We start from the raw sequence: 24296 nt of genomic DNA, 5'->3' as shown, positions 1-24296 counted from the left end.
GATCTTGCGGGCGAGGGTGACTTGTTGTGCGGGAAAGCTACCAACTAGTAGGTAAAGGAGAGAGTGCAGTGACGCATCATCAATTGGATCTCGTTCGGGCCGACCGCGAGCAATGGCTGAAATTCTACTACTTCATCCGGGCGGCGTTCTCCGTCGCGTGGGTCGTTGCCGCCTTTGCCGTCGGGTCGCCATCTGCGGCGATCGCAGGAGCCTTGCTCGTGCTCTATCCGGCATGGGATGCGGCGGCGAACTTGGTCGACGCGTTGCGCAGTGGCGGGCTCACTCAAAATCGCACGCAGGCGCTGAACGTTCTGGTCAGCCTGGTGACCACTGTCGCGGTCCTCGTCGCCTTGCAGATGAGCATGAACGGGGTGCTCGGCGTCTTCGGGGCCTGGGCGATCCTGTCCGGATTGCTCCAGCTGGGGACCGCGATTCGCCGCTGGAGAAGTTTTGGCGCGCAGTGGGCCATGGTGCTCAGCGGCGGCCAGTCGGCTCTGGCCGGTGGCTTCTTCATCTTTCAGGCCACGACGCCGATGTCTCCAACGATCGCGAATGTCGCGGGCTACGCTGCGGTCGGCGCGATCTACTTCCTGGTCTCGGCGGTATGGCTGACCGTGACCGAGTGGCGGCGTGGCGCAGCCATGTGAGGCGTCGCCGTTGCCGTTCATTCGCGCGGATAAGGCGTGCCATCCTTGTGCAGGAACCGGCCGCTGGAAGCCGGGCTCATCATGTCGACGTCGGAGCAGGTGATGAGGTCATCGGGCGAGCGCGAGCCGACTTCGAGGTAGACGGCCGTTGCATCGGACCGGTTGATCATGTGATGGCCGTTGCCGCTTCCCTTCGGGAAGGCGGCGCAGTCGCCGGCGCTCAGCACGGTTTCGCCCTCGTCCTCGACAAGCGTCAGCTCGCCTTCGAGCACATAGACGAACTCGTCCTCATGCGAATGCCAGTGTCGCTGGCTCGACCAGCTGCCCGGTGGCAGACGCATCAGGTTGACGCCGAAATCCTTAAGCTTTCCGGCATTGCCCAGCTGTTGGCGGATGCGCTCGGCGCAGGGCGCGTCGAGCGGCGCGGGATAACCGGAGCCTTTCCGGCCCGGCACGGTGGCTATATCAATCTTCGGCATGCAAGCATTCCCTCCGAAATCGGAGCATTGACAGCGCACCGGATCGGTGGCGTGCGCCAGATCGGCAGCGTCCGAGCATGATGAGATCGCGTTGGCGGGATGATGACATTGTGCCGGTGTTTTGCCCGACGTGTCAAACGCGGCCCTGACGTTGCGGGTCGTTGGTAAGTCCTTGATCCGGCGGCGGCCGGCTACTGTGCATGGGGTTGTTTTCGGGATTTTTGTTTGGCGGCGCCAAAAAAATCTGGTGTCCTCGATGCCGTTGTCGGCAGGCGCAGTTCCCATTCGTCTTCCACCCAGACAGACCTGACGGGAGACCCAAATGAACGCTTCTTCCTATCGCTGGGTGATCGTCGCCGCCGGCGGCTTGCTCGGCTGCGTCGCGATCGGCGGCATGTTTTCGCTGCCGGTGTTCCTCCAGCCGATCGCCAAGGACACCGGCTGGTCGGTGACCGGCATTTCCAGCGCGATGACGATCGGCTTCCTGGCGATGGCCTTCACCAGCATGGCCTGGGGCACGGCGACCGACAGATACGGGCCGCTGCCGGTGGTGCTGACAGGATCGATAGTGCTGTCGCTCAGCCTGTTCGCCGCAAGCCATGCGACCTCGCTGCTGGCGTTCCAGTTCATGTTCGGCCTTCTGGTCGGCGCCTCCTGCGCGGCGATCTTCGCGCCGATGATGGCGACCGTCACCGGCTGGTTCGACACCCATCGCAGCCTCGCGGTCTCGCTGGTGTCGGCCGGCATGGGCATGGCGCCGATGACGATGGCGCCGCTCGCGGCCTGGCTCGTCTCCGGCCATGACTGGCGCACCTCGATGCAGATCGTGGCACTGGTGGTCGGCGCCATCATGATCCCGGTCTCGTTCCTGGTACGACGCCCGCCCGCGCTCGCGCATGCCGTGGCCGCGCCTGCGGGCGAGAGCGCGTCGCAAGGGGAGATGTCGCTGGGCGAGGCGCTGCGCTCGCCGCAATTCATGATCCTGCTCGCCACCAACTTCTTCTGCTGCGCCACCCATTCCGGCCCGATCATCCACACCGTCAGCTATGCCGTGAGCTGCGGCATCCCGCTGATCGCGGCGGTGACGATCTACAGCATCGAGGGCTTTGCCGGCATGGGCGGCCGTATCGCCTTCGGGCTGCTCGGCGATCGTTTCGGCGCCAAGCGCGTGCTGGTGACGGGGCTGCTGTTGCAGGCGTTCGGCGCGCTCGCCTATGTCTTCGCGCAGCAACTCGCGACGTTCTACGCGGTCGGCGCCGTCTTCGGCTTCATCTATGCCGGCACCATGCCGCTCTATGCCGTGCTGGTGCGCGAAAACTTTCCGCTGCGCATGATGGGCACGGTGATCGGCGGCACGGCGATGGCCGGCGGCCTCGGCATGGCGACCGGCCCGCTCGCCGGCGGCCTGATCTACGACGCGTTCTCCAGCTACGCCTGGCTCTATATCGCCTCCTGGGCGATGGGCCTCGGCGCCTTCCTGATGGCGATGAATTTCAGGCCATTCGCGAAGCCGCAAGGCGAGGCCGCGGCGGCAGCGGCGTGACGAGGTCTATGACTGGATCTGCTTTTCGAAAAAGAGATCCGGGTAGGGATCATCGTTGAAGCGGGGGATCTCGCGCCAGCCCGTGGTGCGGTAGAGCTGGCCGGCCTCGGCGAGCGCGCTGTTGGTGTCGAGCCGCAGCAGCGTGATGCCGAGGTCGCGTGCGGCATTCTCGGCCGCGTCCATCAGGCGCCGGCCGAGCCGCAATCCGCGCGCTGCGGGGGCAACCCAGAGACGCTTGATCTCGGCATAGCCGTGATCCGTTCCTTTCAGTCCGACGCAGCCGATCGGCAGCGTGTCGGACATCGCCACGATGAAGGTGCCGCGCGGTCGGCGCATGTCCTTGGCGTCAGGATCGCGCGACAGCGACACGTCAAAACCCTGCTTGAAGCGGCGGCCGAGCTCGGAATAGTACTCGCGCAGGCAATAACGTGCTGCTTCGCTCCGCGGATCCATCTCCTCCAGCCCGACGCGCTCGCGCGTCAACGCCGAGGCGATCAGGTCCATCGCCGCCAGCAGCGCCTCGCGCTGCGAATGTTGCGCCAGGAAGCCTTCGGCCTGCGTATTGGACAGCGCCTCGTAGGCTGCGAACTCGCGCCGTCCCGCACGCGTCAACGTCGCGACACGGCGGCGCGCATCGTCCTCATGCGTCGTGGTCTCGACCAGCCCTTCGTCCTCGAGGCTGCGGAGCAGCCGGCTCATCAATCCGGAATCGAGCCCGAGATAGTCACGAATCTCCGCCACGTCCGAGCGCCCATGTCCGATCGCATTGAGCACGCGCGCCGCCCCGAGCGGCCGGCCGCGCCCGAGGAACGAGGTGTCGAGCGCGCCGACGGCGGAGGTCACGGCGCGATTGAAGCGGCGGACGCGGGAGACGGGATCGAGCATGATACCTGACTTTAGTCAGATATTGTGTGCGGGTCAATCGAGACGGCCGGTCTCACTTCACCAGCGTCAGCAGCGGCTTGTCCTTGGCGACGATATAGGTCGCAAGCTCGCTCGCGGTGTCCGGGCCGACGTTCTTGGCCGCATGCACCGCTCCGGCCGGAATGAACAGCACGTCGCCTGCCCTAAGCGTCACCGGGGGCTTGCCCTCGACGTCGTATTTGATGGCGCCTGTCAGCACATAGATGATCTCCTCGCCTGGATGCGTGTGCCGGCCGAACGCAGATCCGGGCGCGAGGTCGACGCGGACCTGGACCGCCTCGCGACCGGGCGCGCTGAGATCATGGCGCTGGAGGTCGGTGCGCGTGACGCCGGCCGGCTGGGCTGCCGCCGGCAGGGTGAGAAGGTTGGTGGCGAGCACGGCAGCGCCCGCAAGCATGCGCAGGGTTCGTAATGGATAGGGGCTCATGGTCGGCTCCTGATGTTCGCTTGATGGCGGGTCAGACGAGGGCGGTGGTCACCTCGATGTTGCCGTGGACGGCCTTGGAGTAGGGGCAGATGCTGTGCGCCGCCTCGATCAACTCCTGGGCGATCGTGCGATCGACGCCGGGAACGCTGACGTCGAGACGGGCCCGCAGGAAGAAGGCGCCGTTCGCATTGTTCAGGTCGATCGTGGTGTCGACCGACGGCTCACTCGGCAGCTTGACCTTGCGCTGGGCGGCGGCGAGGCCGAGCGCGCCGAGGTAGCAGGCCGACCAGGCGGCGGCGAACAGGTTCTCGGCGGCCGGGTGCGGCTGGGCCAGCTTGATATCGAGAGAGCCGTCGTTCGCGTGCGCGGCGCCGTCGGGGCCGGAGGTGACGTGGGTCTTGCCGGTGAAGAGAAGCTTTGCAGCGGTGGTCATGGCGGATCCTTTCGGGTTTGATTTAGATCGTATCCGATCTAAGCGGATGCATGCCGAAATAAACCTGTCACTCCGTCCGGTCAAGCTCTTCCGATTTAATCGGATGCGATTTACATTGACGTGGAGATAACGAATTGCGGAGGTTCACGTGTCCCGTCCCGCCAAAGCCGCCGGCAAAGGCCGAAAACTGTCGAATTTCCTGTGCTTTGCCGTCTATTCGGCCAATCTGGCCTTCGGCCGCGCCTACAAGCCCCTGCTGGACAAGGTCGGGCTGACCTACACCCAGTACATCGCCATGGTGGCGCTGTCGGACGAGGACGAGCAGACCGTCAGCGCGCTCGGCGACAAGCTGTTTCTGGAATCCAACACGCTGACGCCGATCCTGAAGAAGCTCGAGCAGATCGGTTACATCAAGCGCCACCGCGATCCCGCCGACGAGCGGCAGGTGCGGGTAAGCCTGACGCCGGGCGGCCGAAAACTGATCGAACAGGATCTCGGCGAGTCCGTGATCGAGGCGACCGGTCTCGGCGACGATTTTCCGGTGGTGCAGAAGACGGTGAGCCGGCTGCGCGACAACCTGCTGCGCGCGACCCAGGCGGCCGGAGAGAAGAAACGCTGAGCGGGCAGCGCCTTCCCGCTGGGAAAGTCGGAGGCGGCTTCCGCCTCCGATACAAGTACGAGGAAAAGCGCGCGGCTCTAGTTGCAGACCGTGCGCGGAATCATCCAGGTCGCAAAAGTCTGCCAGAACCCGTCTTCGCGACGGCGCTGGTAAGCGACGAAGTCGGCGTCATCATCATCATGCACGAGTTCATAGCGATAAGTGTTGGCTGCAGTGGTGTTGGGCTTGCTCATGGAGCACTCCATCTCGAATGGGCTTTGCTTCGAGCTAGGTGCGGTGCAGCAAAAGTCCAATGGGAGTATGATGATCAGCGCATCACGTTGTGGAGAGTGCTCAGTCCAGCCCGAGCGCCTTGCGCAATTTGCGCGTGAGCTTTGCGACGATCAGGGCATGGGCCTGCGCCAGATAGGCGGTGAGTTCCGCATCGGGAAGTGCGTTGTTGCTGGTGAGCTGCACCCATTTGGCGCGCGCCAGATACGGCGCTGGTCGTGCCACGCCATGCTCGATCAGCACTGCATAGGCCATGTCCGAGACCTTGAACATGTAGCTGCCGGAGCCCGCGGCAAAGCCGCCGCCGAGCGCGAACATCTTGCCGCCGACCTTGAACACGGAGGTGCCTTCCCACTGCACCGCCTTGGTGGCTGCGGGCAGGCGCAAACAGCGGGCTTCGAATGTCTTGGGTGTCATGCGCTCGCACTTGAGACGAAAGGCCCGCCGTTATGGCAACATGCGTCTTCCAACCAGGGATGAATGGCCATGTCGCGCGTTTCGATCAAGACCAGGGACGATTTGCCGGAGGCGCTGAGGCCGTTGTGGGACAAGATGACGACCTACGGCGCGTTCGAGAACCAGGCCGGTGTCATGGCGCACCGCCTGCCGATCTTCAAGCATATGTGGTCGTTGCTGGTCGATCTTGCTGAAGAAGGCAATGTCTCGAAGCGCCATCTGGAGCTCGCGCTGGTCACGGTCTCGCTGCTCAACAAATGCGACTATTGTGTCTCGCACCACGCACCAAAGTTGGCGGTGCAGGGCGTGTCGGAGGACGGCGCCGCGCGCCTCGTCGATTACAAGGACCATCCCGAGCTCGATGAGCTCGACAAGCTCGTCGTCGAATATTCCATCGCCGTCACCAACAACTGGAACAAGACTCGCGACGAGATCTTCGCTCGCCTGCGCGCGCATTTCTCGGAAGCCCAGATCGTCGAGCTGACCTGGCGCATCGCGCTCTGCGGTGCCTTCAACCGCTTCAACGACATCCTTCAGCTCGAGGTCGAGCAGGGCGTTCCTCACAGCGAAGCCGCGGAGTAATCGGTCGCCGGCGGTGCTGTTCCCCCGAGCCGGGACCAGCGCCAAGGCGCCGATCACAGACTCGTGGGTTGCGGACTGTCTATCGCAAACTATATCGTAAGATATGTTTTACAAAAGGACGTACGATATGCACCACGGACGAGACCACAAAGACTTCCATTTTGGGCATTTCGCCCATTTCGTCATGGGCCGGCACGGCGGCGGTCGACGCTTTGGCCGCGGCGGGCATGGCTTCTTCGGGCGCGGCCCGGGGGGCGATTTCCCCGGCGCAAGGCGGCTGTCCTCGCAGGACCTCCAACTCGTGATCCTGGCGTTGCTCGCCGAAAAGCCGGCTCATGGATACGAGCTGATCAAGATCATCGAGGAGCGGTCCGACGGCTTCTACACGCCGAGCCCGGGCGTGATTTATCCGGCGCTGACCTATCTGGAAGAGGTCGGCCACAGCAGCGTCGAGCAGGATGGCGGTCGAAAGCTCTACAGCATCACGCCGCAGGGCGAGGCGCATCTCGCCGAGAACCGCGCGACTGCGGACGCGATCCTGCAAGCGCTGTCGCGGATCGGGCGCCGCATGGACGAGGTGCGCGAGGCCTTTGCCGGCGTCAGCGATCTCGATGCCGACGCCTCCGACGAATTGCACCGTGCCCGCCACAACCTCAAGCGCGCGCTGCGTTCCAGGCTTGGCAGCGACCCCGCCGAGGCGCGCCGCATCGCGGCGATCCTGGATCGTGCCGCCGCGGAAATCCTCGGCAAATAACTGAGAGGCGAAGCAACACATGAATGATCGGCCCCACAGCCCGATTCAAGACCCACGCGTCAACGCCGTCCTCGCGCGCCTCCAAGGCGCGCGGCAGCGGCCGGCCGGCGGCGGGCCGCGCGGCTCCTTCAACAGCCGTGATCCCCACGCCTATGCCGAGCAGGGCTTTTCGATTCATTCCGAGCAGGGCGAACTGATCTATCTGCTGTGCCGTGGCTTGCGTGCTACGCGCGTGGCCGAGTTCGCCACCTCGGTCGGCATGTCCACGCTCTATTTCGCGGCCGCTATCCGCGACAATGGCGGCGGCACCGTGATCGGCTCGGAGATTGTGCCGGCCAAGGTCGAGACCGCCAAACGCAATCTCGCCGAGGCCGGCCTTGCCGACTATGCCGAGATCCGCGAGGGCGATGCGCGAAAAACCTTGCGCGATCTCGGCGGTCCCGTCGACTTCGTTCTGATCGACGGCTGGCCGGGTGAGAGCGGTCCCTCGCTGGCGCGCGAGGTGATCGGGATCGTCGCGCCGCAGCTGCGCGTCGGCGGCTACGTCATGAACGACAATGCCGAGCCCGACTATCTCGATTTCATCCGCGATCCCAAAAACGGTTTCGTCTCGATGACGTTGCCGCTCAAGGGCGGCACCGAGCTCAGCCTGAAGCTGAGGTAGCGGCGTCGCTTGCGCGATAGGCGTCGGGAACCACGAACACCTCGTCGGCGCGGCCATAACCGCCATCAGGCACTTCCTCGATCAGCACCATGGTGTGCGTCCGCGCCGCTTCGCCGAAATAGTGCGCGAACAGCGCGGTGAGGTTGTGCACGATCTCCGCCTTCTGCGCCCGCGATAAGGCGGCCTGGGGGATCTTGATATTCGCGAAGGGCATGATGGGTCTCTCCGTGTGATGGGGTGTGGTTGCTCCTGTTCGAGAATGCCCGATCGCCGCGACCGGATAATCGCGAAAAACTTGTCATCACTTGTCGGCTGTGGTGAACAATCGGCCATGGACCGATTTGACGCCATGCGCCTGTTCGTCCGCCTCGTCGAACGGCAGAGCTTTACGGCTGCGGCTGCCGACCTCGGCATTCCCCGCTCGACGGCGAGCGAGGTTTTGCGCGGGCTCGAGGCGCGGCTGGGCGCGCGCCTGCTCGAACGCACGACACGGCATGTCACGCCGACGCTCGACGGCGAGGACTATTACCGCCGCTGCGTCGCCATCCTCGCGGAGGTCGAGGAAGCCGAAACCACGATGCGCGATGCGCGACCGCGTGGCTTGCTGCGCATCGACGCACATCCTTTGCTGACCCGCACCTTCATCTTGCCGCACCTGCCGGAATTCCTGGCGCGCCATCCGCAGCTCGACTTGCAGATCGGGCAGGGCGACCGGCTGGTCGATCTCGTGCGCGAGGGCATCGATTGCGCGATCCGGTCGGGCGAGCCCGAGGACAGCGGGATGATTTTGCGGCGCCTCGGCACGGTCGAGGAAATCACGGTGGCGAGCCCGGCCTATCTCGCCAGCCACGGTATGCCCGCGACGCCTGATACGCTCGACGGCCATCAGATGGTCGCGTTCATCTCATCGCGCACCGGCGATGTTTTGCCGCTGGAGTTTTCCGTTGCCGGCACGCTGCGCAATGTCGTGCTGCCAAGCCGGGTTCGCGTCAACAATTCCGACACCATGGCAGATCTCGCGCGGCTCGGCTTCGGCCTGACGCAGGCGCCCCGCTATCGCTTCGCGGCGGATCTCGCCAGCGGTGCGCTGGTCGAGGTCCTGGCCGGCTATCCGCCGTCGCCGACGCCGCTCTCCGCGCTCTATCCACAAAACCGACAGCTTGCACTCCGCCTGCGCGTCTTCCTCGACTGGATATCAGGCATCTTTGCCGAGGCGAAGCTGTAGAGCTTCGTAGCCCGACAGGCAAAATGCCCGAACAGTCGGTCAATCCGCTCTACCGGAATTCGGAAACGGCGTCGTTGCGAGCGCGGCGGAGCAATCCAGAAATATCCGCGGAAAGATTCTGGATTGCTTCGCTGCGATCGTATTGACGATGTTGGGACAATCGCCCGCCTCTTTGTGAGTTGTGCCTGCGCCACGAGCCGCTACCATGTGATCGCTCCCGACCACGGGACGCACAGCGAGCGGAGGCGATATGAGCGGGCAGGAACGCAAGGCAAAAGGATCGGACCTGTTTGTCGCGGCGCTGGAGAACGAGGGCGTCGATCGCATCTTCGGTATCCCCGGAGAGGAAAATCTCGACCTCGTCGAATCACTGCGCACCTCCAAGATCGAGCTGGTCCTGACCCGTCACGAGCAGGCCGCGGCCTTCATGGCCGCCACGCACGGTCGGCTCACCGGCAAGCCGGGAGTGTGTCTCTCGACGCTCGGTCCGGGCGCGCTCAACTTGTCCACGGGCGCCGCCTATGCACATCTCGGCGCGATGCCGATGATTTTGATCACCGGCCAGAAGCCGATCATGAGCAGCCGGCAGGCGCGCTTCCAGATCGTGGACGTGGTTGCGACCATGAAGCCGCTGACGAAGCTCTCCCGGCAGATCATCAGCGCCTCCAGCATTCCGACCGTGGTGCGCGATGCCTTTCGCGTGGCGATGGAGGAACGGCCGGGGCCGGTGCATCTCGAGCTGCCCGAGGACATCGCGGGCGACGAAGTGCCGGCCGTCCCCGTGATCCCGGTCCATCCGATTGAAATTCCGGTCGCCCATCGCGCCGCGCTCGACCGCGCGGCCGAGATGATCTTGGCCGCAAAACGTCCCTTGGTGATGATGGGAGCTGCGACCAGCCGGCCGAGCTCGACCCACGGCATCGCCAGCTTCGTTCGGCGAACCGGCATTCCGTTTTTCACGACACAGATGGGGAAGGGCACGGTGCCCGGCGGCACCAATCTCTACATGGGCACGGCGGCGCTGTCCGAGCGCGACTACGTCCATGATGCGATCGATGCAGCCGATTTGATCGTGGCGATCGGCCATGATCCGATCGAGAAGCCGCCCTTCCTCATGGGGCCGTCGGGACCGAAGGTCATTCACGTCAGCTACACGCCGGCGAGCGTCGAGCTGGTCTATTTCCCCGATGCCGAGGTCGTCGGCGACGTCGGCCCGAGCCTGGAGCTGCTCGCCGACCGGCTCGAAGGCAAGCTGCCGCAGGCGCCAGCACTCTTGCCGTTGCGCGAGGAGATCCTCAGGCACCTCGCCGACCGCGCGACCGAGGCGCGCTGGCCGCCGACACCGCAGCGCATCGTGCACGACATCCGGCAGGTGATCCCGGAGAACGGCATCGTCGCGCTCGACAACGGCATGTACAAGATCTGGTTCGCGCGCAACTACCGAACCCGCGTCGCCAACACGCTGCTGCTCGACAATGCGCTGGCGACGATGGGAGCCGGCCTGCCGTCGGCCATGATGGCTGCGATGCTCTATCCCGAGCGCCGCGTGCTCGCGGTTGCCGGCGACGGCGGCTTCATGATGAACAGCCAGGAGATGGAGACCGCCGTCCGCCTCAAGCTCAATTTGGTCGTGCTGGTGCTCGAGGACAACGCCTACGGCATGATCCGCTGGAAGCAGGCCGTCGATCACTTCGCCGATTACGGCATGACCTTTGGCAATCCCGATTTCGTCCTTTACGCGAAGGCCTACGGTGCCAAGGGACATCGCATCGAGAGCATCGACAGCTTCGGCCCGACGCTCGATGCGGCCTGCAAGGAGGGTGGCGTGCATCTGGTCGTGATCCCGATCGACTATTCGGAGAATGTGCGCGTGCTGGTAGATGAACTGCGGGCGCACGAGAAGTCGAAGGCGTGATGTGGTCGATGCTCTCGCCACATCGTCATTGCGAGCGCAGCGAAGCAATCCAGAATCTTTCCGCGGAGGCAGTCTGGATTGCTTCGTCGCTTTGCTCCTCGCAATGACGGAGTATGCTGATCAGCCAAAATCCGATAACAACCTGCATCAACGTAGCTCAACCAACCACAGGAATAAGACATGACTCGCGTTCGCTGTATCACCGAGATGGGCATGGGCGTCGACGTTCACGGCAGGGACGCCACCAAGGCGGCGAAGCGCGCCGTATCGGATGCCATCAGGCATTCGAGCCTCGGATTCTTCCGGATGATCGGCAAGACCGCGAACGATATGTTCGTCGACGTCACGATTGCGGTGCCCAACCCTGAGGCGGTGGACAAGGACGCCGTTGCGAAGGAGCTGCCTTACGGCACGGTGACCGTGACTGCGGTCAAGGGCGGGCTGGAGATTCCCTCGGCCACGGAAGTGGCCAACGATCCCATCCTCATCGCCAACGCCGCCGTCATCGTCAGCTTCGACAAGGACTAGGCCGGTGTCCGACGGCGATGAGCGGCTACTGGATCGTCCGATCTGGAGTGCGCTGACGACGAGCCAGAAGCATCTGGCGGAGGGCGGCCCGCGCGCGCGGCGCTATCCCGTGGACATGACGCCGTTTGCCGACATGGTCGACATGTCTGAGGCAAGCTTCGCCGCGCTCGGTGATCTCCTGGCGGGCTCGCAGGTCGCCGCGCTGTTCACGCCGGAGCCGGTCGACGTTCCCGCCGGCTTCAAGGTCGTGCTCGCCGAGACCGGCGAGCAGATGATCGGCTCGCCGGCCGACAGTCCGCTTCGCGATGCCGAGATCGTCAAATTGGGCGCGGCCGACGTCGCCGCCATGATGGCGCTGACGGAGCTGACCAAGCCTGGTCCGTTCGCGTTGCGCACCCATGAGCTCGGCACCTTCCTTGGCATTCGCGTTGGTGGAGAATTGGTTGCGATGACGGGCGAGCGGATGAAGCCGGGAAAGTTCGTCGAGATGACGGCCGTCTGCGTGCATCCGGACTATCGTGGGCGCGGCTACGCGCAGGCGCTGCTCGCGGCGGTCGCGCGCCGGATCGAGGCGCGCGGCGAAATTCCATTCCTGCACGTGTTTTCTCATAACGCCTCGGCGATTGCGCTGTACGAACGGCAGGGCATGAAGATCCGTCGCCGGCTGCACGTCACGGCGCTGATGAAGATTTGAGGGCCGATCGGACGGTCTTCATTTCCCGCGAAAGCGCGCTATATCCATCCCAACCATAATTTGGGGGAAACACATGGACGTCAGGACAACGGATTTTTCCGCCGCACGGACGGCGATGGAACGCTATGTCGATCAGGAGATCATTCCGGGTGTGTCCTGGGCCGTGCTCCGTGGTCATGAGGTGGTTGACCAGCAATGCGTCGGCTTTGCCGATCGCGAGGCGAAGACGGCGCTCCGGTCTGACCATATTTTCCGCGCGTTTTCCAATACCAAGATCTTCGTGACGTGCTCGATCATGCTGCTGGTCGAGGAGGGCCGCATCGGGCTTGATGATCCCGTCGAAAAATTCCTGCCGCAGCTCGGCAATCGCAAGGTGCTGAAGCAGGGTGCCGCGAGCCTTGCCGATGTCGAGCCGGCGAAGAGCTCGATCACGATCCGCCAGCTGCTGACCCACAGCTCGGGCCTCAGCTACGGCATCTTCGATCCCGGCACTGTGCTGTTCAAAGGCTATAACGAGGCGCGCGTGCTCAATCCGTTGACGCCGCTCTCCGACATGATCGACAAGCTCGCCGATCTGCCGCTGTCCTATCATCCCGGCGCGGGCTGGGAATATTCGGTCGCGACCGACGTGCTCGGCCGCGTGGTCGAGGTTGTCTCCGGCCATGCGCTCGACACCTTCCTCAAGGCGCGCATCTTCGATCGCCTCGGCATGGTCGATACGGGCTTCTCAGTGCCCGAGGCGCAGCAGGGCAGGCTGGTTGCGCTCTACACCGGCGCCGACGTGCTTGATCCGATGAAGCCGGGCCTGACGCGGGCCGACAATCTGCCTTATCCGCAGGCCTATCGGCGGCCGTTTCCGCGGCTCTCGGGCGGCGGCGGTCTGGTCTCGACCTTGCCCGACATGCTCGCGCTGGTACGCGCGCTGCTACCCGGTCCGGATGCGCTGCTGAAGCCGGACACGCTGCAGCAGATGATGACGAACCAGTTGCCCGCGGGCCAGACCATCCGATTTGCCAATCTCGGGCCGATTCCCGGCAAGGGCTTTGGTCTCGGCGGCGCCGTCACCTTTGCGCCGACGCCGTTCGATCCCCCGAATTCGACCGGCGAATTCCAGTGGGGCGGGCTTGCCGGCACCCATTGGTGGATTTGTCCGCAGGCCAACACCGCCGGCGTGCTGATGGCCCAGCGCCATATGGGCTTCTGGAACCCGTTCTTCTTCGAGTTCAAGCGCCTGGCCTACCAGGCGGTCGGGGGCTGATCGCGAAGAAATTGCCGGCGTCCGCGAATCCTTTCCGGCCTTCGCGCCCTCTTGATGGTCGAGGCATTTTGCTTCGGCTCATTTCGGAGGATGTGATGGCATTCTACAGGAAGAATATCGGCGGTCTGCATCAGGCGGTGCGGGTTGCGCTCGGAATTGCGGTTGCGATTGCCGCATTCGTGTATCTCGCCGGCGTCGCGGCGTGGCTGGTGGCGCTCGGGGGCGCAGGCTTCGCATTGACGGGGCTCGTCGGCTATTGCCCGATGTGCGCGATGGCCGGGATCGGACGAGGAGGCGTGTCGTGAGTGCGGCGGCGATCTCGTCAAGCCTGTTCGAGGCGGCCCGGCTCGGCGATCCCCAGGCGATCGCGTCTCTGCTCGAGACGGCGCAGCCGGATATCCGCCGCTACGCACGCGCCACCTGCCGCAGCTCGGCGGATGCCGAGGATGCAACCCAGGAGGTGATGTGGATCCTGTTCCGCCATGTCGGTACGATCCGCTCGCTCATCGCGTTTTCCGCGTGGCTGTTCAGCGTGGTCCGCCGCGAATGTCTGCGGCTCGCGCGCAAGGCGGGCCTTGCGCCATCGATCGACGACGGCGAGGCGGAGGCTCTGCTGCTGTCGCGCTCCGAAGTGGATTTGCGTCTTGACGTGGCGGCTGCGTTTGAAGCGTTGCCAGCGCACTATCGCGATGTCGCGCTGATGCGGGACGTCAAGGAAATGACCATCGACGAAATCGCCGCCGCGCTCGGAGCGTCCAGGCAGACCGTGAAGGCGCGCCTGCATCGCGCCCGCGCCTTGATGCGCGAGTATTTGACGAGGTGAGACATGACCAATTATCAAACGCCTGACGATCCGAAGTCTGTCCCCGCTTTCGTGGCGTTGGCGCCGGTGGAGGCCAACGCGTTCCTTGCGTTCAACCACGCGGTCGAGCGCAAGGACGGTTCGATCCCGCCGAAATACCGCGAGCTGATCTCGCTCGCGGTGGCACTCACCACGCAATGCGCCTATTGCCTGGACGTGCATACGGCGCAGGCAGCGAAAGCCGGCGCGACGCGCGAGGAAGTCGCCGAAGCCGCGTTGATCGCGGCCGCTGTGCGCGCCGGCGGCACGCTCGGCCATGCGCTGCTGGCGCAGCGGCTATTCGAGCAGCATCGTAGTGAAACGAAAACATAGATGATGCAGGCGGGAGGTGATGCCTCCCGCCTGCGGTTCGCGTCAGTCCTTCCAGGGGTCGAACTCGCCTTCGCCAGCCATGGCGACGGCGAACGGCCGCAGCGTGTGCAGCACCCGCACGGTGCCGGCGTGCTGCGCGAGCACGTCGGGCAGGCGGCGATAGGCCATCGGGCTCTCGTCGAGGTCGGCACCGATCAAGGTGACACCACGCTCGTTGAGCCAGTGGTCCATCTCCGCACGCGAGAAGCGCCGCTTCGCCTCCTTTCGTCCGAACATGCGGCCGGCGCCGTGTACTGTCGAGTAGAGCGAAGCCCTGGCTTCCGGACTGTCGACGCCTTCGAGAATGACGGCGTCGTCGCCCATCGAGCCGCCGACGAATCCCTTCTGGCCGGGAAACGCCGGCGTCGCGCCCTTGCGCACCACCCACAGATCACGCCCGTCGTGGGTCTCACGCCAGGCGTAGTTGTGGTGGTTGTGCACGCTCTCGGTCACGCTGCCGCCGATGATCTGGCGGACGCGTTCGACAACCCACTCCCGGCCCGCATAGGCATAACGCCCGGCGAGCTGCATCGCCGCGATGTAGCGGCGGCCGAGCTCGGACTCCTCGTCGACGACGGCGGGCGGGACGTTCATGCCGTCCTTGCCGCCGGCGGCCTTGAGGTAGCGCGTCGCGGAAGTATGCCCGAGACCACGGCTTCCGAAGTGGACGCCGATCCAGACAAAACCTTCCTCGTCGCGCATGAGGTCGACATAGTGGTTGCCCGACCCGACCGTGCCGAGCTGCGCCACCGCCTTCTGACGGTAGGCTTCCATGTCGCTCTCGCGCCAGGCGTCACCGTCGTCGAACAGCTCGTGCTCGGCCCGTTCGGCGTTGGCGCGACCAACACCGAACGAGATGACCTTGGCGACGTCGCGGATGATCGTGGGCACGATCGCCGCAATGTCGTCGAAGCGCGTGTCGAGCCGTGCGGCCATGTTGCCGCAGCCGATGTCGAAGCCGACGCCGGAGATGCTGATCTGCTTCTCGTAGGCGATGACCCCGCCGACCGGCTGGGCGTAGCCGAGATGGCCGTCGGCGCAGATCACGCCGGACACGACATTGCCGACCGCCATGCAGTTGCGCATCTGCGCGATGGTCGCTTCCTCATGCGGGCCAAAAATCTTCAGCGGCGCATTCTGAAAGCGGGCCTCCTGCGGATGGAGCTGCGCGATCGCGTCGGCCGTCGCATTGGCCTCGCGTGCCAGATGCTCCTTGCGCGCGGCGTCCTTGTACAGGCACCAGGCCGGCTGGCCGCGTCCTTCACCGACGCGCGAGTCCGGATCGACGCCGGCGGCGAGGCAGAGCTCTCGGGCGCGTTCCATGTAGGGATCAGATCGTCGCATGGTCATGTGTCCTGCTTAACATATTGCTTTGAACAACAAAAAACCCTCCGGAGCGTTGGCTCGGGAGGGTCCGTGATACCTGGACTTTTGATCTCGCTATCAGGCAAGACCTCTCCCATGAGCCAAGCGTGCGCAATCGATTGACCGTAGGTCATTCGACGGGCGGACCAGGATTGCGTAGCGGTGCGGCATTGCTCGGTTCATGATGTGTGTCACGAACGGAAGTGTTCGTGAGGGCGCGGGAAATACTCTCGCAACTTACGGATGTCAAGCGACGCGCGTGTGAAGATTGAAAATGATGGACGCATGATTTGCCAAACTATCTCGGTCTCGATGGGTTTCGCTTCGGCTGGGTCGCAGCCTGGATCGACGAGCGCGGCGATCACGGCTTCGATTATTCGCCGGGCCTGACGCGCTTGCTTGCGATGCCGCATGCGCGTGCGATGATCGACATGCCGATCGGATTGAAGCCAAGCGGCTATCGAGCCTGCGACTTGCGTGCACGCGAGCTGGTCGGCCCTGCCGTGTTTCTTGGCGCGCGCCGCGATCTCTGGACATTTCCCGACATGGCGGCAGCCAATCGCCACTATTGGGAGCGGGAGGGCAAGGGCAGGGGCGTGTCGGCGCAGCTCTGGAACATCAGGGACGTCGACGAGATCATGACGCCGGTGCGGCAGGCGACAATTGGCGAAGCGCATCCGGAATTGATTTTCTGGAATCTGGCGGGCCGAGTCCGTCTTCCGAAGAAGACGTCGGCGCAAGGTCGTGAGCAGCGCATCTCGCTGCTGGCGCAACGCGGCTTCACGCGCCTGGAGACATGGCTGACGCAGCGTCATGGCACCGGCATCGGCCGCGACGATCTCATCGATGCCTGTGCCTGCGCGGTCGCGGCCCGCGACAGCACACAGCGTGTCGGCGGCGAGGAGGTCGATCCGCGCGGACTGCGGATGGAGATCAACTATTGAGGTCGCGGCCTCGCGCGTCTCGAGTCGGGATAAAGTGGCAATTTATTTGAAGCGTGCAGGAACTGTGGATGGTCGGCCCGCGTTCCCCGTGCGAACCGATGACGGAGAAGCTCGCGCGATGAAGGATGCCAGTCAGTTCGCGACCGCGATGCTCGCGCTCGTTTTCACCGGGGCGTTGCTCGTCACCGGGCAGCTCTTCATCGAGCAGCGCGCTCAGCGCGATATCGCGTACGCCGCCAGGCATCTGCTGCGGCCCCTGTAGTCCGGCTTCGATGCATGATCACTGCTCGGCCTTGCGCCGTTCGATGGCTCACCTAGATTAGGCGGCATCTCACGAACGAAGCCGGGGTTCCGATGCCTGATCTGTCCGCCTTTCCCATCACCAAGCGCTGGCCTGCCAGGCATCCGGAGCTGCTTCAGCTTTATTCGCTGCCGACGCCGAACGGCGTCAAGGTGTCGATCATGCTGGAAGAGATCGGTCTGCCTTACGAGGTCCACCTCGTCGACTTCGGCAAGGACGACCAGAAGACGGCGGAATTCCTCTCGCTCAATCCGAACGGCAAAATTCCGGCGATCCTCGATCCCAACGGTCCGGCCGGCCGGCCGCCGCCGCTGTTCGAGTCCGGGGCGATCCTGCAATACCTCGCCGAGAAGACCGGCAAGCTTCTGCCGGAGGATGCCGCGCGCCGCTACCAGGCCATCCAGTGGGTGCATTTCCAGATGGGCGGCATCGGGCCGATGTTCGGCCAGGTCGGCTTCTTCCACAAATTCGCCGGCAAGGATTTCGAGGACAAGCGGCCGCTCGACCGCTATGTCAGCGAGGCCAAGCGTCTGCTTGGCGTGATGGAGACGCATCTTTCCGGCCGGCAGTGGTTCATGGATGACGACTACACCATTGCCGATATCTCCATGCTCGGCTGGGTGCGCAATCTCATCGGCTTCTACGGTGCCGGCGATCTCGTCGAGTTCAGCCAGTTCAAGTCGGTCGGTGCCTGGCTCGAACGGGGGCTGGCGCGTCCTGCCGTGCAGCGCGGGCTGAACATTCCCAAGCGGCCGTAGAATCAGGTCAGCGCCTTATGCGTCATGTAGAGCGCCATCACGGAGATGAGGGCGATCATGACCCTGTGCAGCGCCGCTTTGCTGACGCCGTTGGCCGCGCGTGCGCCGAGATCGGTGCCGATCCAGAGGCCGGCGAGAATCCCGATGATCGCCGGCCAGCCGACCATGAGCCCCTTGCTCCAGTAGATCCAGGCCGCCGGAATGTTGGTCGGGATGACCGAGAAGATGAGGCTGACGAGTTGCGCCTGGTGCTGCGGGACGCGTAGGCCCGCGGCGAGGCCGACGGTGATCGCGAGCCCGCCGCCGATGCCCATGAAGCCGGAGGAAAATCCGGCAAGCGCGCCGATGAGGAGCAGGGGGAGCCAAGGCAGTTCGTCTCGGTCAACGGCCGCGTGGCTGCCGTCCTTGCGGTCGCGGCGCAGGATCAGAAGGGCGATCAGCGCGACGAGATAGACGACGTAGGTCCATTGCAGCACCGAGTCGGAGACCGCCGCCGCGGCGTAACCGCCGCCCGCGCCGCCGACGAGAAATCCGAGGCCGATCCAGGCGATCCATTGCAGCGGGCTGCGATTGCCGCTCTGCCAGTAGCGGCGTACGCCGGCGAGGCCAGTGGGCGGGACCTGCGTGATCAGCGACGTCCCCTGGGCGACATGCTGCTCCGCGCCGAGCAGCAGCACTGTGAAGACGACAAGCCCGCCGCCCGGGCTCGTTCCCATGAAGCCCGATGTCAGCCCGCCGACGAGACCGACGCCGATGCCTGCGAGGAGATCGTGAATCCAGGACATCGCTTACGTCCTGGTCCGTCGCTTGATGTCAGGCCTGGTCGAGCGAAATCCCTCGATCACGCCGCCGACGGCCATCATGCAGGCCTCGATATCAAAATCCTCGCCCCAGCATTTCTGCAGCACGAAGCCCTGGAAGATCGCGATGAGCACGCGCGCGATCGCATCGGCGCCGAGGTCGCGCTTGATCAGGCCGTCATGCTGGCCGCGCTCGACCAGCGCCACGATCAGCGCGCGTGGCATGTCGATGCCTTCGACGAGGCTGGTGCGGACGCGGCGGTTGCGCAGGGCCTCCGCCCAGCCGTGGATGCCGACGCGACGCCGCGCTTCGCCGGCGGGATCGGTGAGCCATTGCGCGTAGACGCGGATCAGCGCGTGGAGTCCCTCGATCGGATCACCCGATCCCTGCGCCACCGAGTTGAGCACGGCCTCGCGACGATGCCGGTCGTCGGCGAGCGCCTCGATCAAATCGTCCTTGCTCTGGAAGTAGAGATAGACCGCGCCGTGGCTCAAGCCCGACCGTTTGACGATGTCGGCCATGCCGGTCTGGTGAAAGCCTTGCTCGGCGAAGCAGGCAAGCGCCGCTTCGAGGATCTGCTGCCGCCTTCCTTCGCGTTGCTTGTCGCTGATCTTGGGCATTTTGGCAGTCCATAAATAACTGACAGATCGGTCGTTTTGACCGTTTGCTCGACGCGGCACCCACAAAGCCGGATATTAATAAAAAAAGATCAGTCAGTCATTTTTATCATCAAAGGCGATCTTGGTCAAGTCCAGACGATCCGGAAACAGGAGGATCAAACCGTTGCCGGGGGCTGTGACGGAGGTGACGGCGGCCCGGCCGGCAATCGCGCGGCTAGAACAGCCGTCCGCCGTTCGGCACAGGCTTGCTCGGCTGCACCAGCACGACCTTGCCCTCGGCATCGGGGAAGCCGAGCGTCAACACCTCGGAGACGACCGGGCCGATCTGGCGCGGCGGGAAGTTCACGACGGCCGCGACCTGCTGCCCCACCAGCGTCTCGAGCGGATGATTTTCGGTGATCTGGGCCGAGCTCTTGCGCACGCCGATCGCGGGACCGAAGTCGATCCACAGCCGCCAGGCCGGCTTGCGCGCCTCCGGGAACGGTTTTGCATCGACGATGGTGCCGACGCGGATATCGACCGCGAGGAAGCTGTTGAAGTCGATGGCTGGCGACACGGCCGCGGCGGGATCGTGAGTGGCGTGCATTGATGTGTCCGTTCGGAGAGCGAGGTTCGTTCGCAATGTTGTCGCGCGAACCGGAGTTTCGTACAACGCTGCCGTCATCCAACGACGCATGCGCGAGGAAGGTCTTGCCCAACATCATCTACGGCATCAAGAACTGCGACACCATGAAGAAGGCGCGCGCCTGGCTCGACACCCATGGCGTCGCCTACGAGTTCCACGACTACAAGGCGGCGGGCGTCGAGAAGGACAAGCTCAAGCAGTGGAGCGACAAGGCTGGCTGGGAGACGCTGCTCAATCGCGTTGGCACGACCTTCAAGAAGCTGCCGGATTCCGACAAGGAAGGCCTCACCGAGAAGAAGGCGCTGGCGCTGATGCTAGCGCAACCATCGATGATCAAGCGGCCGGTGCTCGAAGTCGGCGGCAAGCTTCTGGTCGGCTTCAAGCCGGATATCTATGCCAAGGAAGTCAAGGCCAAGTAGGTCAAGGCCAAGTAGGTCGGCGCCAAATCGCGCTGCCCCCTAATTCAGCTCGACGATCTCGGTGGTGACGCCGGGCTGATCGGCGAACTCGACGAGGTCGGCGGCAGCGATCCGGCCGGGAGCGCGATGGAAGAGATCGCGGTCGATCACCGTGCGCAGTTTCGGGCGCGGCAGCGCGTCATTTCCGCGCATCAGATTCTTGATCTCGAAGCCGCCATCCTCGCAGAATGTCTTGAGCGAGGCGATGACGTGGCAGACCTTGCCGTCGGTCTGGAACGGCAGCAGCAGCCGTTCATAGGCAACCACGCGGCCGTAGACGTCGTCGACGTCGGCCACGCTGTAGACCGGAAGCCCGCGCGCCACGCATTCATAATATGATCGGCATCACGAAGGGTGCGAGGCGCGGCCCGATATAGTCGTCGAGCAGAACGCCCTTGCCGGTATGTCCATAGGCGCGCGAGATGCGCGTGCCTTCGCTCTGGATGATGAGGCGCGGCGTCGGCGCCGAGATGTCGACGGTATAATAGATGAGATCGGACAGCTCTTCCTCGAGCCGCGCGGGCTGATACTCCCAGATCGCCGGCACCATCTGCCCGCGCGCATAAAGTCGCAGCCACGTGTTCAGGAGATCACGCTGCCTGATCGACTTGACGACAGAAGGAGCCGCGCTTGCAAAATCCAAGACAATATTCCCGACGCATAAAACCCGCGCATGATCCATGCGGCGGGAAAATTTTCTATGAAGGCTGGCGCGCGGGATGAAAGACCGTTAACGACGGCTTGATGACCGGTGCCTTGCGAACCGGGAGGCCGGGCAGGCGACATCAAAACGCGTCCGACTAAGGGAGCATAAGCCTCCCGGCCGGAGACCTGATCTGCTCAGCTTTCCGCCTTGCCTAACCCCCGTCACCTCCGGCATATTCCGCGCCCGGAGGCGACGTTCCGGGACAGGCTCCAAGGCCCCCGGAAAGCCGAAGTAACTAAGGACAGCCACGCGTATTGTGCGGGCAGGGGGAAATCTGTTTGGCCGATGAGTTCATTCTCGAAACGGAAGGCTTGACCAAGGAGTTCGCGGGCTTCTTCGCCGTCCGCGACGTTGCGCTCAAGGTTCGCCGTGGGAGCATTCACGCGTTGATCGGCCCGAACGGGGCGGGCAAGACGACGTGCTTCAATCTTTTGACCAAGTTCCTCAAACCGTCCGCCGGCAAAATTCTGTACAAGGGGCAGGACATCACGGCGATGGCGCCAGCCGACGTGGCGCGCCTGGGACTGGTCCGTTCATTCCAGATCTCGGCGGTATTTCCGCATCTCACCGCGCTGGAAAACGTCCGCGTCGCGCTTCAGCGCCAGCACGGCAGTTCCTTCGATTTCTGGCGCTCCAAGTCCGTGCTCAACCGCTTCAACGATCGCGCGCGTGAACTGTTGAACGATGTCGGCCTCAGCGAGTTTGCCAATACGCCCGCGGTCGAGATGGCCTACGGCCGCAAGCGCGCGCTCGAGATCGCAACGACGCTCGCGCTCGACCCCGAGATGATGTTGCTGGACGAGCCGATGGCCGGCATGGGCCACGAGGACATCGACAAGATCGCGGCGCTGATCAAGCGCATCTCCGCGAAGTACACCATCCTGATGGTCGAGCATAATCTGAGCGTCGTGGCCAATCTCTCCGACATCATCACCGTGCTGACGCGCGGGCAGGTGCTGGCGCAAGGCCATTATAGCGAGCTCACCAAGGACGAGCGCGTCAAGGAAGCCTATCTGGGAGCCGGTCATGCCTGAGACTGCAACCGCGGACGCTCCCGCAAAAGCCGCAACCGGCGGCAACATCCTCCAGGTCCGCAACCTGGAAGCATGGTACGGCGAGTCCCACATCCTGCACGGGATCAATTTCGACGTGAACGCGGGCGAGGTGGTTACTCTGCTCGGCCGCAACGGCGCCGGCAAGACGACCACGCTGAAGTCGATCATGGGCATCATCGGCAAGCGGACCGGCTCGGTGAAGTTCAACAACCAGGACATCATCCGCGCGACCTCCGACAAGATCGCGCGGATGGGCATCGCGTTCTGCCCGGAGGAACGCGGCATTTTCTCCAGTCTCGATGTGCGGGAGAATTTGCTGCTACCGCCGGTGGTTCGCCCGGGTGGATTGCCGCTCGAGCAGATCTTCGATCTGTTTCCGAATCTGAAGGAACGTCTCAACAGCCAGGGCACCAAGCTCTCCGGCGGTGAGCAGCAGATGCTCGCGATCGCGCGCATCCTGCGCACCGGCGCGAGCTTCCTGATGCTGGACGAGCCGACCGAAGGTCTTGCGCCTGTCATTATCCAGCAGATCGGCCACACCATTGCACGGCTCAAGAAGGAGGGTTTTACCATCCTCCTGGTCGAGCAGAACTTCCGGTTCGCATCCACAGTCGCCGACCGCTATTACGTGGTCGAGCACGGCAAGATCATTGACGGATTTTCCAATTCGGAGCTTGCCGCCAACATGGACAAGCTCCACACCTATCTAGGCGTCTAAGACGGCCAAGCGTCAAACGGCCACGAGAAAATTCACGAGGGAAGTAGCATGAAAAAGTCGATTGCGTCGTTTCTGCTCGGCACGGCGTTGGCCGTCACCACGGCTGGCGTAGCCTTTGCGCAGGACAAGACCGTCAAGATCGGCGCGCTGTCCGATCAGTCCGGCCTCTACGCCGACCTCGGCGGTCCCGGCTCGACGCTCGCCGCCCAGATGGCCGTCGAAGATTCCGGCCTTGCGGCGAAGGGCTGGAAGATCGACATCATCTCCGGCGATCACCAGAACAAGCCCGACATCGGCACCGCGATCGCGCGGCAATGGTTCGACGTCGACAAGGTCGACATCATCGTTGACGTGCCGAACTCCGGCGTGGCGCTCGCCGTCAACAACGTCATCAAGGAAAAGAATGGCGTCTACATCAACTCGGGCGCCGCGACCTCGGACCTCACCAACGCGCAGTGCTCGCCCAATACGGTGCACTGGACCTACGACACCTACATGCTGGCCCACACCACGGGTCAGGCTCTGGTGAAGGCCGGTGGCGACAGCTGGTTCTTCCTGACCGCGGACTACGCCTTCGGTGCGGCGCTCGAGCGCGATACCACGGCCGTGGTCACCGCCAACGGCGGCAAGGTCGTCGGCGGCGTCAAGCATCCACTCAACACGCCCGACTTCTCGTCATTCCTGCTGCAGGCGCAGGCGTCCAAGGCCAAGATCGTCGGCCTTGCCAATGCCGGCGGCGACACCACCAACTCGATCAAGCAGGCGGCCGAGTTCGGCATCGTCAAGGGCGGACAGAAGCTCGCTGCGCTGCTGCTGTTCCTCACCGACGTCAAGGCGATTGGCCTCGAGACCGCGCAGGGCCTCAACTTCACCGAGACGTTCTATTGGGACATGGACGACAAGACCCGGGCCTTCTCCAAGCGCTTCTCCGACAAGATGAAGAACAACGCGCCGCCCACCATGGTGCAGGCCGGCGTCTATGCGGGCGTGCGTCACTATCTCAAGACGCTGGAAGCGCTCGGCGGCAATCCCCATGACGGCGTCAAGGTCGTCGAGAAGATGAAGTCGTTGCCGACGGAGGACGACCTGTTCGGCAAGGGCGAGATCCAGCCGAACGGCCGCACCATCCACAGCGCCTACCTGTTCGAGGTGAAGAAGCCCTCGGAGTCCAAGGGGCCGTGGGACTTCTACAAGCTGGTCGGCACCGTGCCGGGCGACCAGGCTTTCACGCCGCTGTCCGAGAGCAAGTGCGCGCTCTTGAAGAAGTAAGATAACCGCCCGCAGGCCGTCAGGCCTGCGGGCGACTCTCAGGCA

The 24296-nt window shown here is 64.0% G+C and carries 32 protein-coding genes and 1 pseudogene; 21 read left to right on the top strand and 12 right to left on the bottom strand.

Going from position 1 to position 24296, the window contains the following annotated elements:
• Window positions 1-68 precede the first annotated feature (68 nt).
• Window positions 69-647, top strand: coding sequence for a DUF308 domain-containing protein (locus HAP41_RS28205; RefSeq protein ID WP_135215228.1), 579 nt, complete (start codon window positions 69-71; stop codon window positions 645-647).
• 17 nt (window positions 648-664) lie between these two features.
• On the opposite strand, the gene HAP41_RS28200 is transcribed toward HAP41_RS28205, so the two are convergent.
• Window positions 665-1126 carry a cupin domain-containing protein gene (locus tag HAP41_RS28200; protein ID WP_166105746.1) on the bottom strand — a complete coding sequence of 154 codons (462 nt, stop codon included), beginning with the start codon at window positions 1124-1126 and terminating at the stop codon, window positions 665-667.
• Between the two features lie 322 nt (window positions 1127-1448).
• Here HAP41_RS28200 and HAP41_RS28195 point away from each other — a divergent pair, with 322 nt between their 5' ends.
• Complete coding sequence (locus HAP41_RS28195; protein ID WP_166095663.1) at window positions 1449-2669, top strand: MFS transporter; 1221 nt, start codon at window positions 1449-1451, stop codon at window positions 2667-2669.
• Between the two features lie 6 nt (window positions 2670-2675).
• Here the strand turns inward: HAP41_RS28195 and HAP41_RS28190 are convergent, their stop codons facing one another.
• From HAP41_RS28190 to HAP41_RS28180, 3 genes are read right to left on the bottom strand one after another with little or no spacing between them, the layout of a single operon-like run.
• Entirely contained in the window at window positions 2676-3554 is an 879-nt protein-coding gene (locus HAP41_RS28190) for a bifunctional helix-turn-helix transcriptional regulator/GNAT family N-acetyltransferase (RefSeq protein ID WP_166095668.1), read from the bottom strand.
• Between the two features lie 52 nt (window positions 3555-3606).
• Entirely contained in the window at window positions 3607-4020 is a 414-nt protein-coding gene (locus tag HAP41_RS28185; RefSeq protein WP_166095671.1) for a cupin domain-containing protein, read from the bottom strand.
• 31 nt (window positions 4021-4051) lie between these two features.
• Window positions 4052-4453, bottom strand: a complete 402-nt coding sequence (locus tag HAP41_RS28180; RefSeq protein ID WP_166095678.1) for an Ohr family peroxiredoxin — start codon at window positions 4451-4453, stop codon at window positions 4052-4054.
• 148 nt (window positions 4454-4601) lie between these two features.
• On the opposite strand from HAP41_RS28180, the gene HAP41_RS28175 reads away from it, so the two are divergent.
• A complete protein-coding gene (locus HAP41_RS28175) occupies window positions 4602-5072 on the top strand; it encodes a MarR family winged helix-turn-helix transcriptional regulator (protein ID WP_166095682.1) in 471 nt (156 codons plus the stop codon).
• 77 nt (window positions 5073-5149) lie between these two features.
• On the opposite strand, the gene HAP41_RS28170 is transcribed toward HAP41_RS28175, so the two are convergent.
• Both HAP41_RS28170 and HAP41_RS28165 read right to left on the bottom strand, forming a co-directional pair.
• Window positions 5150-5305, bottom strand: a complete 156-nt coding sequence (locus HAP41_RS28170) for a hypothetical protein (protein ID WP_094184234.1) — start codon at window positions 5303-5305, stop codon at window positions 5150-5152.
• 100 nt (window positions 5306-5405) lie between these two features.
• Entirely contained in the window at window positions 5406-5759 is a 354-nt protein-coding gene (locus tag HAP41_RS28165) for an MmcQ/YjbR family DNA-binding protein (RefSeq protein ID WP_166095685.1), read from the bottom strand.
• Between the two features lie 69 nt (window positions 5760-5828).
• On the opposite strand from HAP41_RS28165, the gene HAP41_RS28160 reads away from it, so the two are divergent.
• From HAP41_RS28160 to HAP41_RS28150, 3 genes are all read left to right on the top strand, one after another.
• Window positions 5829-6380 (top strand): carboxymuconolactone decarboxylase family protein, encoded by a 552-nt coding sequence (locus HAP41_RS28160; RefSeq protein WP_166095692.1) that lies wholly within the window; start codon window positions 5829-5831, stop codon window positions 6378-6380.
• A 127-nt stretch (window positions 6381-6507) separates the two neighbouring features.
• A complete protein-coding gene (locus tag HAP41_RS28155) occupies window positions 6508-7134 on the top strand; it encodes a PadR family transcriptional regulator (RefSeq protein ID WP_063983749.1) in 627 nt (208 codons plus the stop codon).
• Window positions 7135-7153: 19 nt separating this feature from the next.
• Window positions 7154-7798: an O-methyltransferase gene (locus HAP41_RS28150; protein ID WP_085402807.1), complete on the top strand. Its 645-nt coding sequence runs from the start codon at window positions 7154-7156 to the stop codon at window positions 7796-7798.
• Here HAP41_RS28150 and HAP41_RS28145 read toward each other — a convergent pair.
• Window positions 7779-8012, bottom strand: coding sequence for a tautomerase family protein (locus HAP41_RS28145; protein ID WP_085402808.1), 234 nt, complete (start codon window positions 8010-8012; stop codon window positions 7779-7781). The two genes, HAP41_RS28150 and HAP41_RS28145, sit on opposite strands and share 20 nt — an antisense overlap.
• A 117-nt stretch (window positions 8013-8129) precedes the next feature.
• On the opposite strand from HAP41_RS28145, the gene HAP41_RS28140 reads away from it, so the two are divergent.
• The 8 genes from HAP41_RS28140 (at window position 8130) to HAP41_RS28105 (ending at window position 14592) form a co-directional block, all read left to right on the top strand.
• Window positions 8130-9023: a LysR family transcriptional regulator gene (locus HAP41_RS28140; protein WP_135215237.1), complete on the top strand. Its 894-nt coding sequence runs from the start codon at window positions 8130-8132 to the stop codon at window positions 9021-9023.
• Window positions 9024-9273: 250 nt separating this feature from the next.
• Window positions 9274-10938 (top strand): acetolactate synthase large subunit, encoded by a 1665-nt coding sequence (locus HAP41_RS28135; protein ID WP_166095700.1) that lies wholly within the window; start codon window positions 9274-9276, stop codon window positions 10936-10938.
• Between the two features lie 180 nt (window positions 10939-11118).
• Complete coding sequence (locus HAP41_RS28130) at window positions 11119-11466, top strand: Lin0512 family protein (protein ID WP_063983745.1); 348 nt, start codon at window positions 11119-11121, stop codon at window positions 11464-11466.
• 4 nt (window positions 11467-11470) lie between these two features.
• Window positions 11471-12160 carry a GNAT family N-acetyltransferase gene (locus HAP41_RS28125; protein WP_166095706.1) on the top strand — a complete coding sequence of 230 codons (690 nt, stop codon included), beginning with the start codon at window positions 11471-11473 and terminating at the stop codon, window positions 12158-12160.
• A gap of 73 nt (window positions 12161-12233) precedes the next feature.
• A complete protein-coding gene (locus HAP41_RS28120; RefSeq protein ID WP_175618071.1) occupies window positions 12234-13418 on the top strand; it encodes a serine hydrolase domain-containing protein in 1185 nt (394 codons plus the stop codon).
• A 95-nt stretch (window positions 13419-13513) separates the two neighbouring features.
• Window positions 13514-13723 carry a YgaP family membrane protein gene (locus HAP41_RS28115; RefSeq protein WP_166095708.1) on the top strand — a complete coding sequence of 70 codons (210 nt, stop codon included), beginning with the start codon at window positions 13514-13516 and terminating at the stop codon, window positions 13721-13723.
• Window positions 13720-14241, top strand: coding sequence for an RNA polymerase sigma factor (locus HAP41_RS28110; protein ID WP_166095711.1), 522 nt, complete (start codon window positions 13720-13722; stop codon window positions 14239-14241). The genes HAP41_RS28115 and HAP41_RS28110 overlap by 4 nt, the downstream gene beginning before the upstream one ends.
• A 3-nt stretch (window positions 14242-14244) precedes the next feature.
• Window positions 14245-14592 (top strand): carboxymuconolactone decarboxylase family protein, encoded by a 348-nt coding sequence (locus HAP41_RS28105; protein ID WP_166095717.1) that lies wholly within the window; start codon window positions 14245-14247, stop codon window positions 14590-14592.
• A 42-nt stretch (window positions 14593-14634) separates the two neighbouring features.
• Here the strand turns inward: HAP41_RS28105 and HAP41_RS28100 are convergent, their stop codons facing one another.
• The gene (locus HAP41_RS28100) at window positions 14635-15975 is read right to left on the bottom strand and encodes an RtcB family protein (protein ID WP_135215243.1); all 1341 of its coding nucleotides are present in this window, start codon (window positions 15973-15975) and stop codon (window positions 14635-14637) included.
• Window positions 15976-16286: 311 nt separating this feature from the next.
• Here HAP41_RS28100 and HAP41_RS28095 point away from each other — a divergent pair, with 311 nt between their 5' ends.
• The 3 genes from HAP41_RS28095 (at window position 16287) to HAP41_RS28085 (ending at window position 17999) form a co-directional block, all read left to right on the top strand.
• The gene (locus HAP41_RS28095; protein WP_166095725.1) at window positions 16287-16940 is read left to right on the top strand and encodes a DUF429 domain-containing protein; all 654 of its coding nucleotides are present in this window, start codon (window positions 16287-16289) and stop codon (window positions 16938-16940) included.
• A gap of 118 nt (window positions 16941-17058) precedes the next feature.
• Window positions 17059-17202, top strand: a complete 144-nt coding sequence (locus tag HAP41_RS28090) for a hypothetical protein (RefSeq protein ID WP_166095729.1) — start codon at window positions 17059-17061, stop codon at window positions 17200-17202.
• 92 nt (window positions 17203-17294) lie between these two features.
• Window positions 17295-17999 carry a glutathione S-transferase family protein gene (locus tag HAP41_RS28085; RefSeq protein ID WP_166095732.1) on the top strand — a complete coding sequence of 235 codons (705 nt, stop codon included), beginning with the start codon at window positions 17295-17297 and terminating at the stop codon, window positions 17997-17999.
• A gap of 2 nt (window positions 18000-18001) precedes the next feature.
• Here the strand turns inward: HAP41_RS28085 and HAP41_RS28080 are convergent, their stop codons facing one another.
• From HAP41_RS28080 to HAP41_RS28070, 3 genes are all read right to left on the bottom strand, one after another.
• Window positions 18002-18784, bottom strand: coding sequence for a sulfite exporter TauE/SafE family protein (locus tag HAP41_RS28080; protein ID WP_166095735.1), 783 nt, complete (start codon window positions 18782-18784; stop codon window positions 18002-18004).
• 3 nt (window positions 18785-18787) lie between these two features.
• On the bottom strand, window positions 18788-19420 hold the full coding sequence (locus HAP41_RS28075) for a TetR/AcrR family transcriptional regulator (RefSeq protein WP_166095742.1): 633 nt from the start codon (window positions 19418-19420) through the stop codon (window positions 18788-18790).
• A gap of 214 nt (window positions 19421-19634) precedes the next feature.
• Window positions 19635-20006 carry a tRNA-binding protein gene (locus tag HAP41_RS28070; RefSeq protein WP_166095752.1) on the bottom strand — a complete coding sequence of 124 codons (372 nt, stop codon included), beginning with the start codon at window positions 20004-20006 and terminating at the stop codon, window positions 19635-19637.
• Between the two features lie 104 nt (window positions 20007-20110).
• On the opposite strand from HAP41_RS28070, the gene HAP41_RS28065 reads away from it, so the two are divergent.
• Window positions 20111-20464 (top strand): ArsC family reductase, encoded by a 354-nt coding sequence (locus tag HAP41_RS28065; protein ID WP_166095759.1) that lies wholly within the window; start codon window positions 20111-20113, stop codon window positions 20462-20464.
• A 39-nt stretch (window positions 20465-20503) separates the two neighbouring features.
• Here HAP41_RS28065 and HAP41_RS28060 read toward each other — a convergent pair.
• Window positions 20504-21185, bottom strand: a pseudogene (locus HAP41_RS28060) (hypothetical protein).
• A 302-nt stretch (window positions 21186-21487) separates the two neighbouring features.
• Between HAP41_RS28060 and HAP41_RS28055 the strand changes: the two are divergent.
• The 3 genes from HAP41_RS28055 to HAP41_RS28045 are packed head-to-tail and all read left to right on the top strand — an operon-like array spanning window position 21488 to window position 24251.
• Window positions 21488-22243, top strand: coding sequence for an ABC transporter ATP-binding protein (locus HAP41_RS28055; protein ID WP_063983735.1), 756 nt, complete (start codon window positions 21488-21490; stop codon window positions 22241-22243).
• Window positions 22236-22982: an ABC transporter ATP-binding protein gene (locus tag HAP41_RS28050; protein ID WP_014495849.1), complete on the top strand. Its 747-nt coding sequence runs from the start codon at window positions 22236-22238 to the stop codon at window positions 22980-22982. Before HAP41_RS28055 ends, HAP41_RS28050 begins: the two co-directional genes overlap by 8 nt.
• A gap of 48 nt (window positions 22983-23030) precedes the next feature.
• Window positions 23031-24251 (top strand): ABC transporter substrate-binding protein, encoded by a 1221-nt coding sequence (locus HAP41_RS28045; protein WP_135215251.1) that lies wholly within the window; start codon window positions 23031-23033, stop codon window positions 24249-24251.
• The last annotated feature ends 45 nt before the right edge of the window (window positions 24252-24296 follow it).

Source organism: Bradyrhizobium barranii subsp. apii (assembly GCF_011516635.5).
Lineage (GTDB): Bacteria > Pseudomonadota > Alphaproteobacteria > Rhizobiales > Xanthobacteraceae > Bradyrhizobium > Bradyrhizobium barranii.
The sequence above is the reverse complement of the archived record's forward strand: the minus strand, read 5'-3'. Positions and strand labels throughout refer to the sequence as shown.

Coding starts and splice junctions, on each gene's coding strand:
- HAP41_RS28200 (WP_166105746.1), bottom strand. CDS start 1,126: ATGCCGAAGATTGATATAGCCACCGTGCCGGGCCGGAAAGGCTCCGGT.
- HAP41_RS28195 (WP_166095663.1), top strand. CDS start 1,449: ATGAACGCTTCTTCCTATCGCTGGGTGATCGTCGCCGCCGGCGGCTTG.
- HAP41_RS28190 (WP_166095668.1), bottom strand. CDS start 3,554: ATGCTCGATCCCGTCTCCCGCGTCCGCCGCTTCAATCGCGCCGTGACC.
- HAP41_RS28185 (WP_166095671.1), bottom strand. CDS start 4,020: ATGAGCCCCTATCCATTACGAACCCTGCGCATGCTTGCGGGCGCTGCC.
- HAP41_RS28180 (WP_166095678.1), bottom strand. CDS start 4,453: ATGACCACCGCTGCAAAGCTTCTCTTCACCGGCAAGACCCACGTCACC.
- HAP41_RS28170 (WP_094184234.1), bottom strand. CDS start 5,305: ATGAGCAAGCCCAACACCACTGCAGCCAACACTTATCGCTATGAACTC.
- HAP41_RS28165 (WP_166095685.1), bottom strand. CDS start 5,759: ATGACACCCAAGACATTCGAAGCCCGCTGTTTGCGCCTGCCCGCAGCC.
- HAP41_RS28160 (WP_166095692.1), top strand. CDS start 5,829: ATGTCGCGCGTTTCGATCAAGACCAGGGACGATTTGCCGGAGGCGCTG.
- HAP41_RS28155 (WP_063983749.1), top strand. CDS start 6,508: ATGCACCACGGACGAGACCACAAAGACTTCCATTTTGGGCATTTCGCC.
- HAP41_RS28150 (WP_085402807.1), top strand. CDS start 7,154: ATGAATGATCGGCCCCACAGCCCGATTCAAGACCCACGCGTCAACGCC.
- HAP41_RS28145 (WP_085402808.1), bottom strand. CDS start 8,012: ATGCCCTTCGCGAATATCAAGATCCCCCAGGCCGCCTTATCGCGGGCG.
- HAP41_RS28140 (WP_135215237.1), top strand. CDS start 8,130: ATGGACCGATTTGACGCCATGCGCCTGTTCGTCCGCCTCGTCGAACGG.
- HAP41_RS28135 (WP_166095700.1), top strand. CDS start 9,274: ATGAGCGGGCAGGAACGCAAGGCAAAAGGATCGGACCTGTTTGTCGCG.
- HAP41_RS28130 (WP_063983745.1), top strand. CDS start 11,119: ATGACTCGCGTTCGCTGTATCACCGAGATGGGCATGGGCGTCGACGTT.
- HAP41_RS28120 (WP_175618071.1), top strand. CDS start 12,234: ATGGACGTCAGGACAACGGATTTTTCCGCCGCACGGACGGCGATGGAA.
- HAP41_RS28115 (WP_166095708.1), top strand. CDS start 13,514: ATGGCATTCTACAGGAAGAATATCGGCGGTCTGCATCAGGCGGTGCGG.
- HAP41_RS28105 (WP_166095717.1), top strand. CDS start 14,245: ATGACCAATTATCAAACGCCTGACGATCCGAAGTCTGTCCCCGCTTTC.
- HAP41_RS28100 (WP_135215243.1), bottom strand. CDS start 15,975: ATGCGACGATCTGATCCCTACATGGAACGCGCCCGAGAGCTCTGCCTC.
- HAP41_RS28090 (WP_166095729.1), top strand. CDS start 17,059: ATGAAGGATGCCAGTCAGTTCGCGACCGCGATGCTCGCGCTCGTTTTC.
- HAP41_RS28085 (WP_166095732.1), top strand. CDS start 17,295: ATGCCTGATCTGTCCGCCTTTCCCATCACCAAGCGCTGGCCTGCCAGG.
- HAP41_RS28080 (WP_166095735.1), bottom strand. CDS start 18,784: ATGTCCTGGATTCACGATCTCCTCGCAGGCATCGGCGTCGGTCTCGTC.
- HAP41_RS28075 (WP_166095742.1), bottom strand. CDS start 19,420: ATGCCCAAGATCAGCGACAAGCAACGCGAAGGAAGGCGGCAGCAGATC.
- HAP41_RS28070 (WP_166095752.1), bottom strand. CDS start 20,006: ATGCACGCCACTCACGATCCCGCCGCGGCCGTGTCGCCAGCCATCGAC.
- HAP41_RS28050 (WP_014495849.1), top strand. CDS start 22,236: ATGCCTGAGACTGCAACCGCGGACGCTCCCGCAAAAGCCGCAACCGGC.
- HAP41_RS28045 (WP_135215251.1), top strand. CDS start 23,031: ATGAAAAAGTCGATTGCGTCGTTTCTGCTCGGCACGGCGTTGGCCGTC.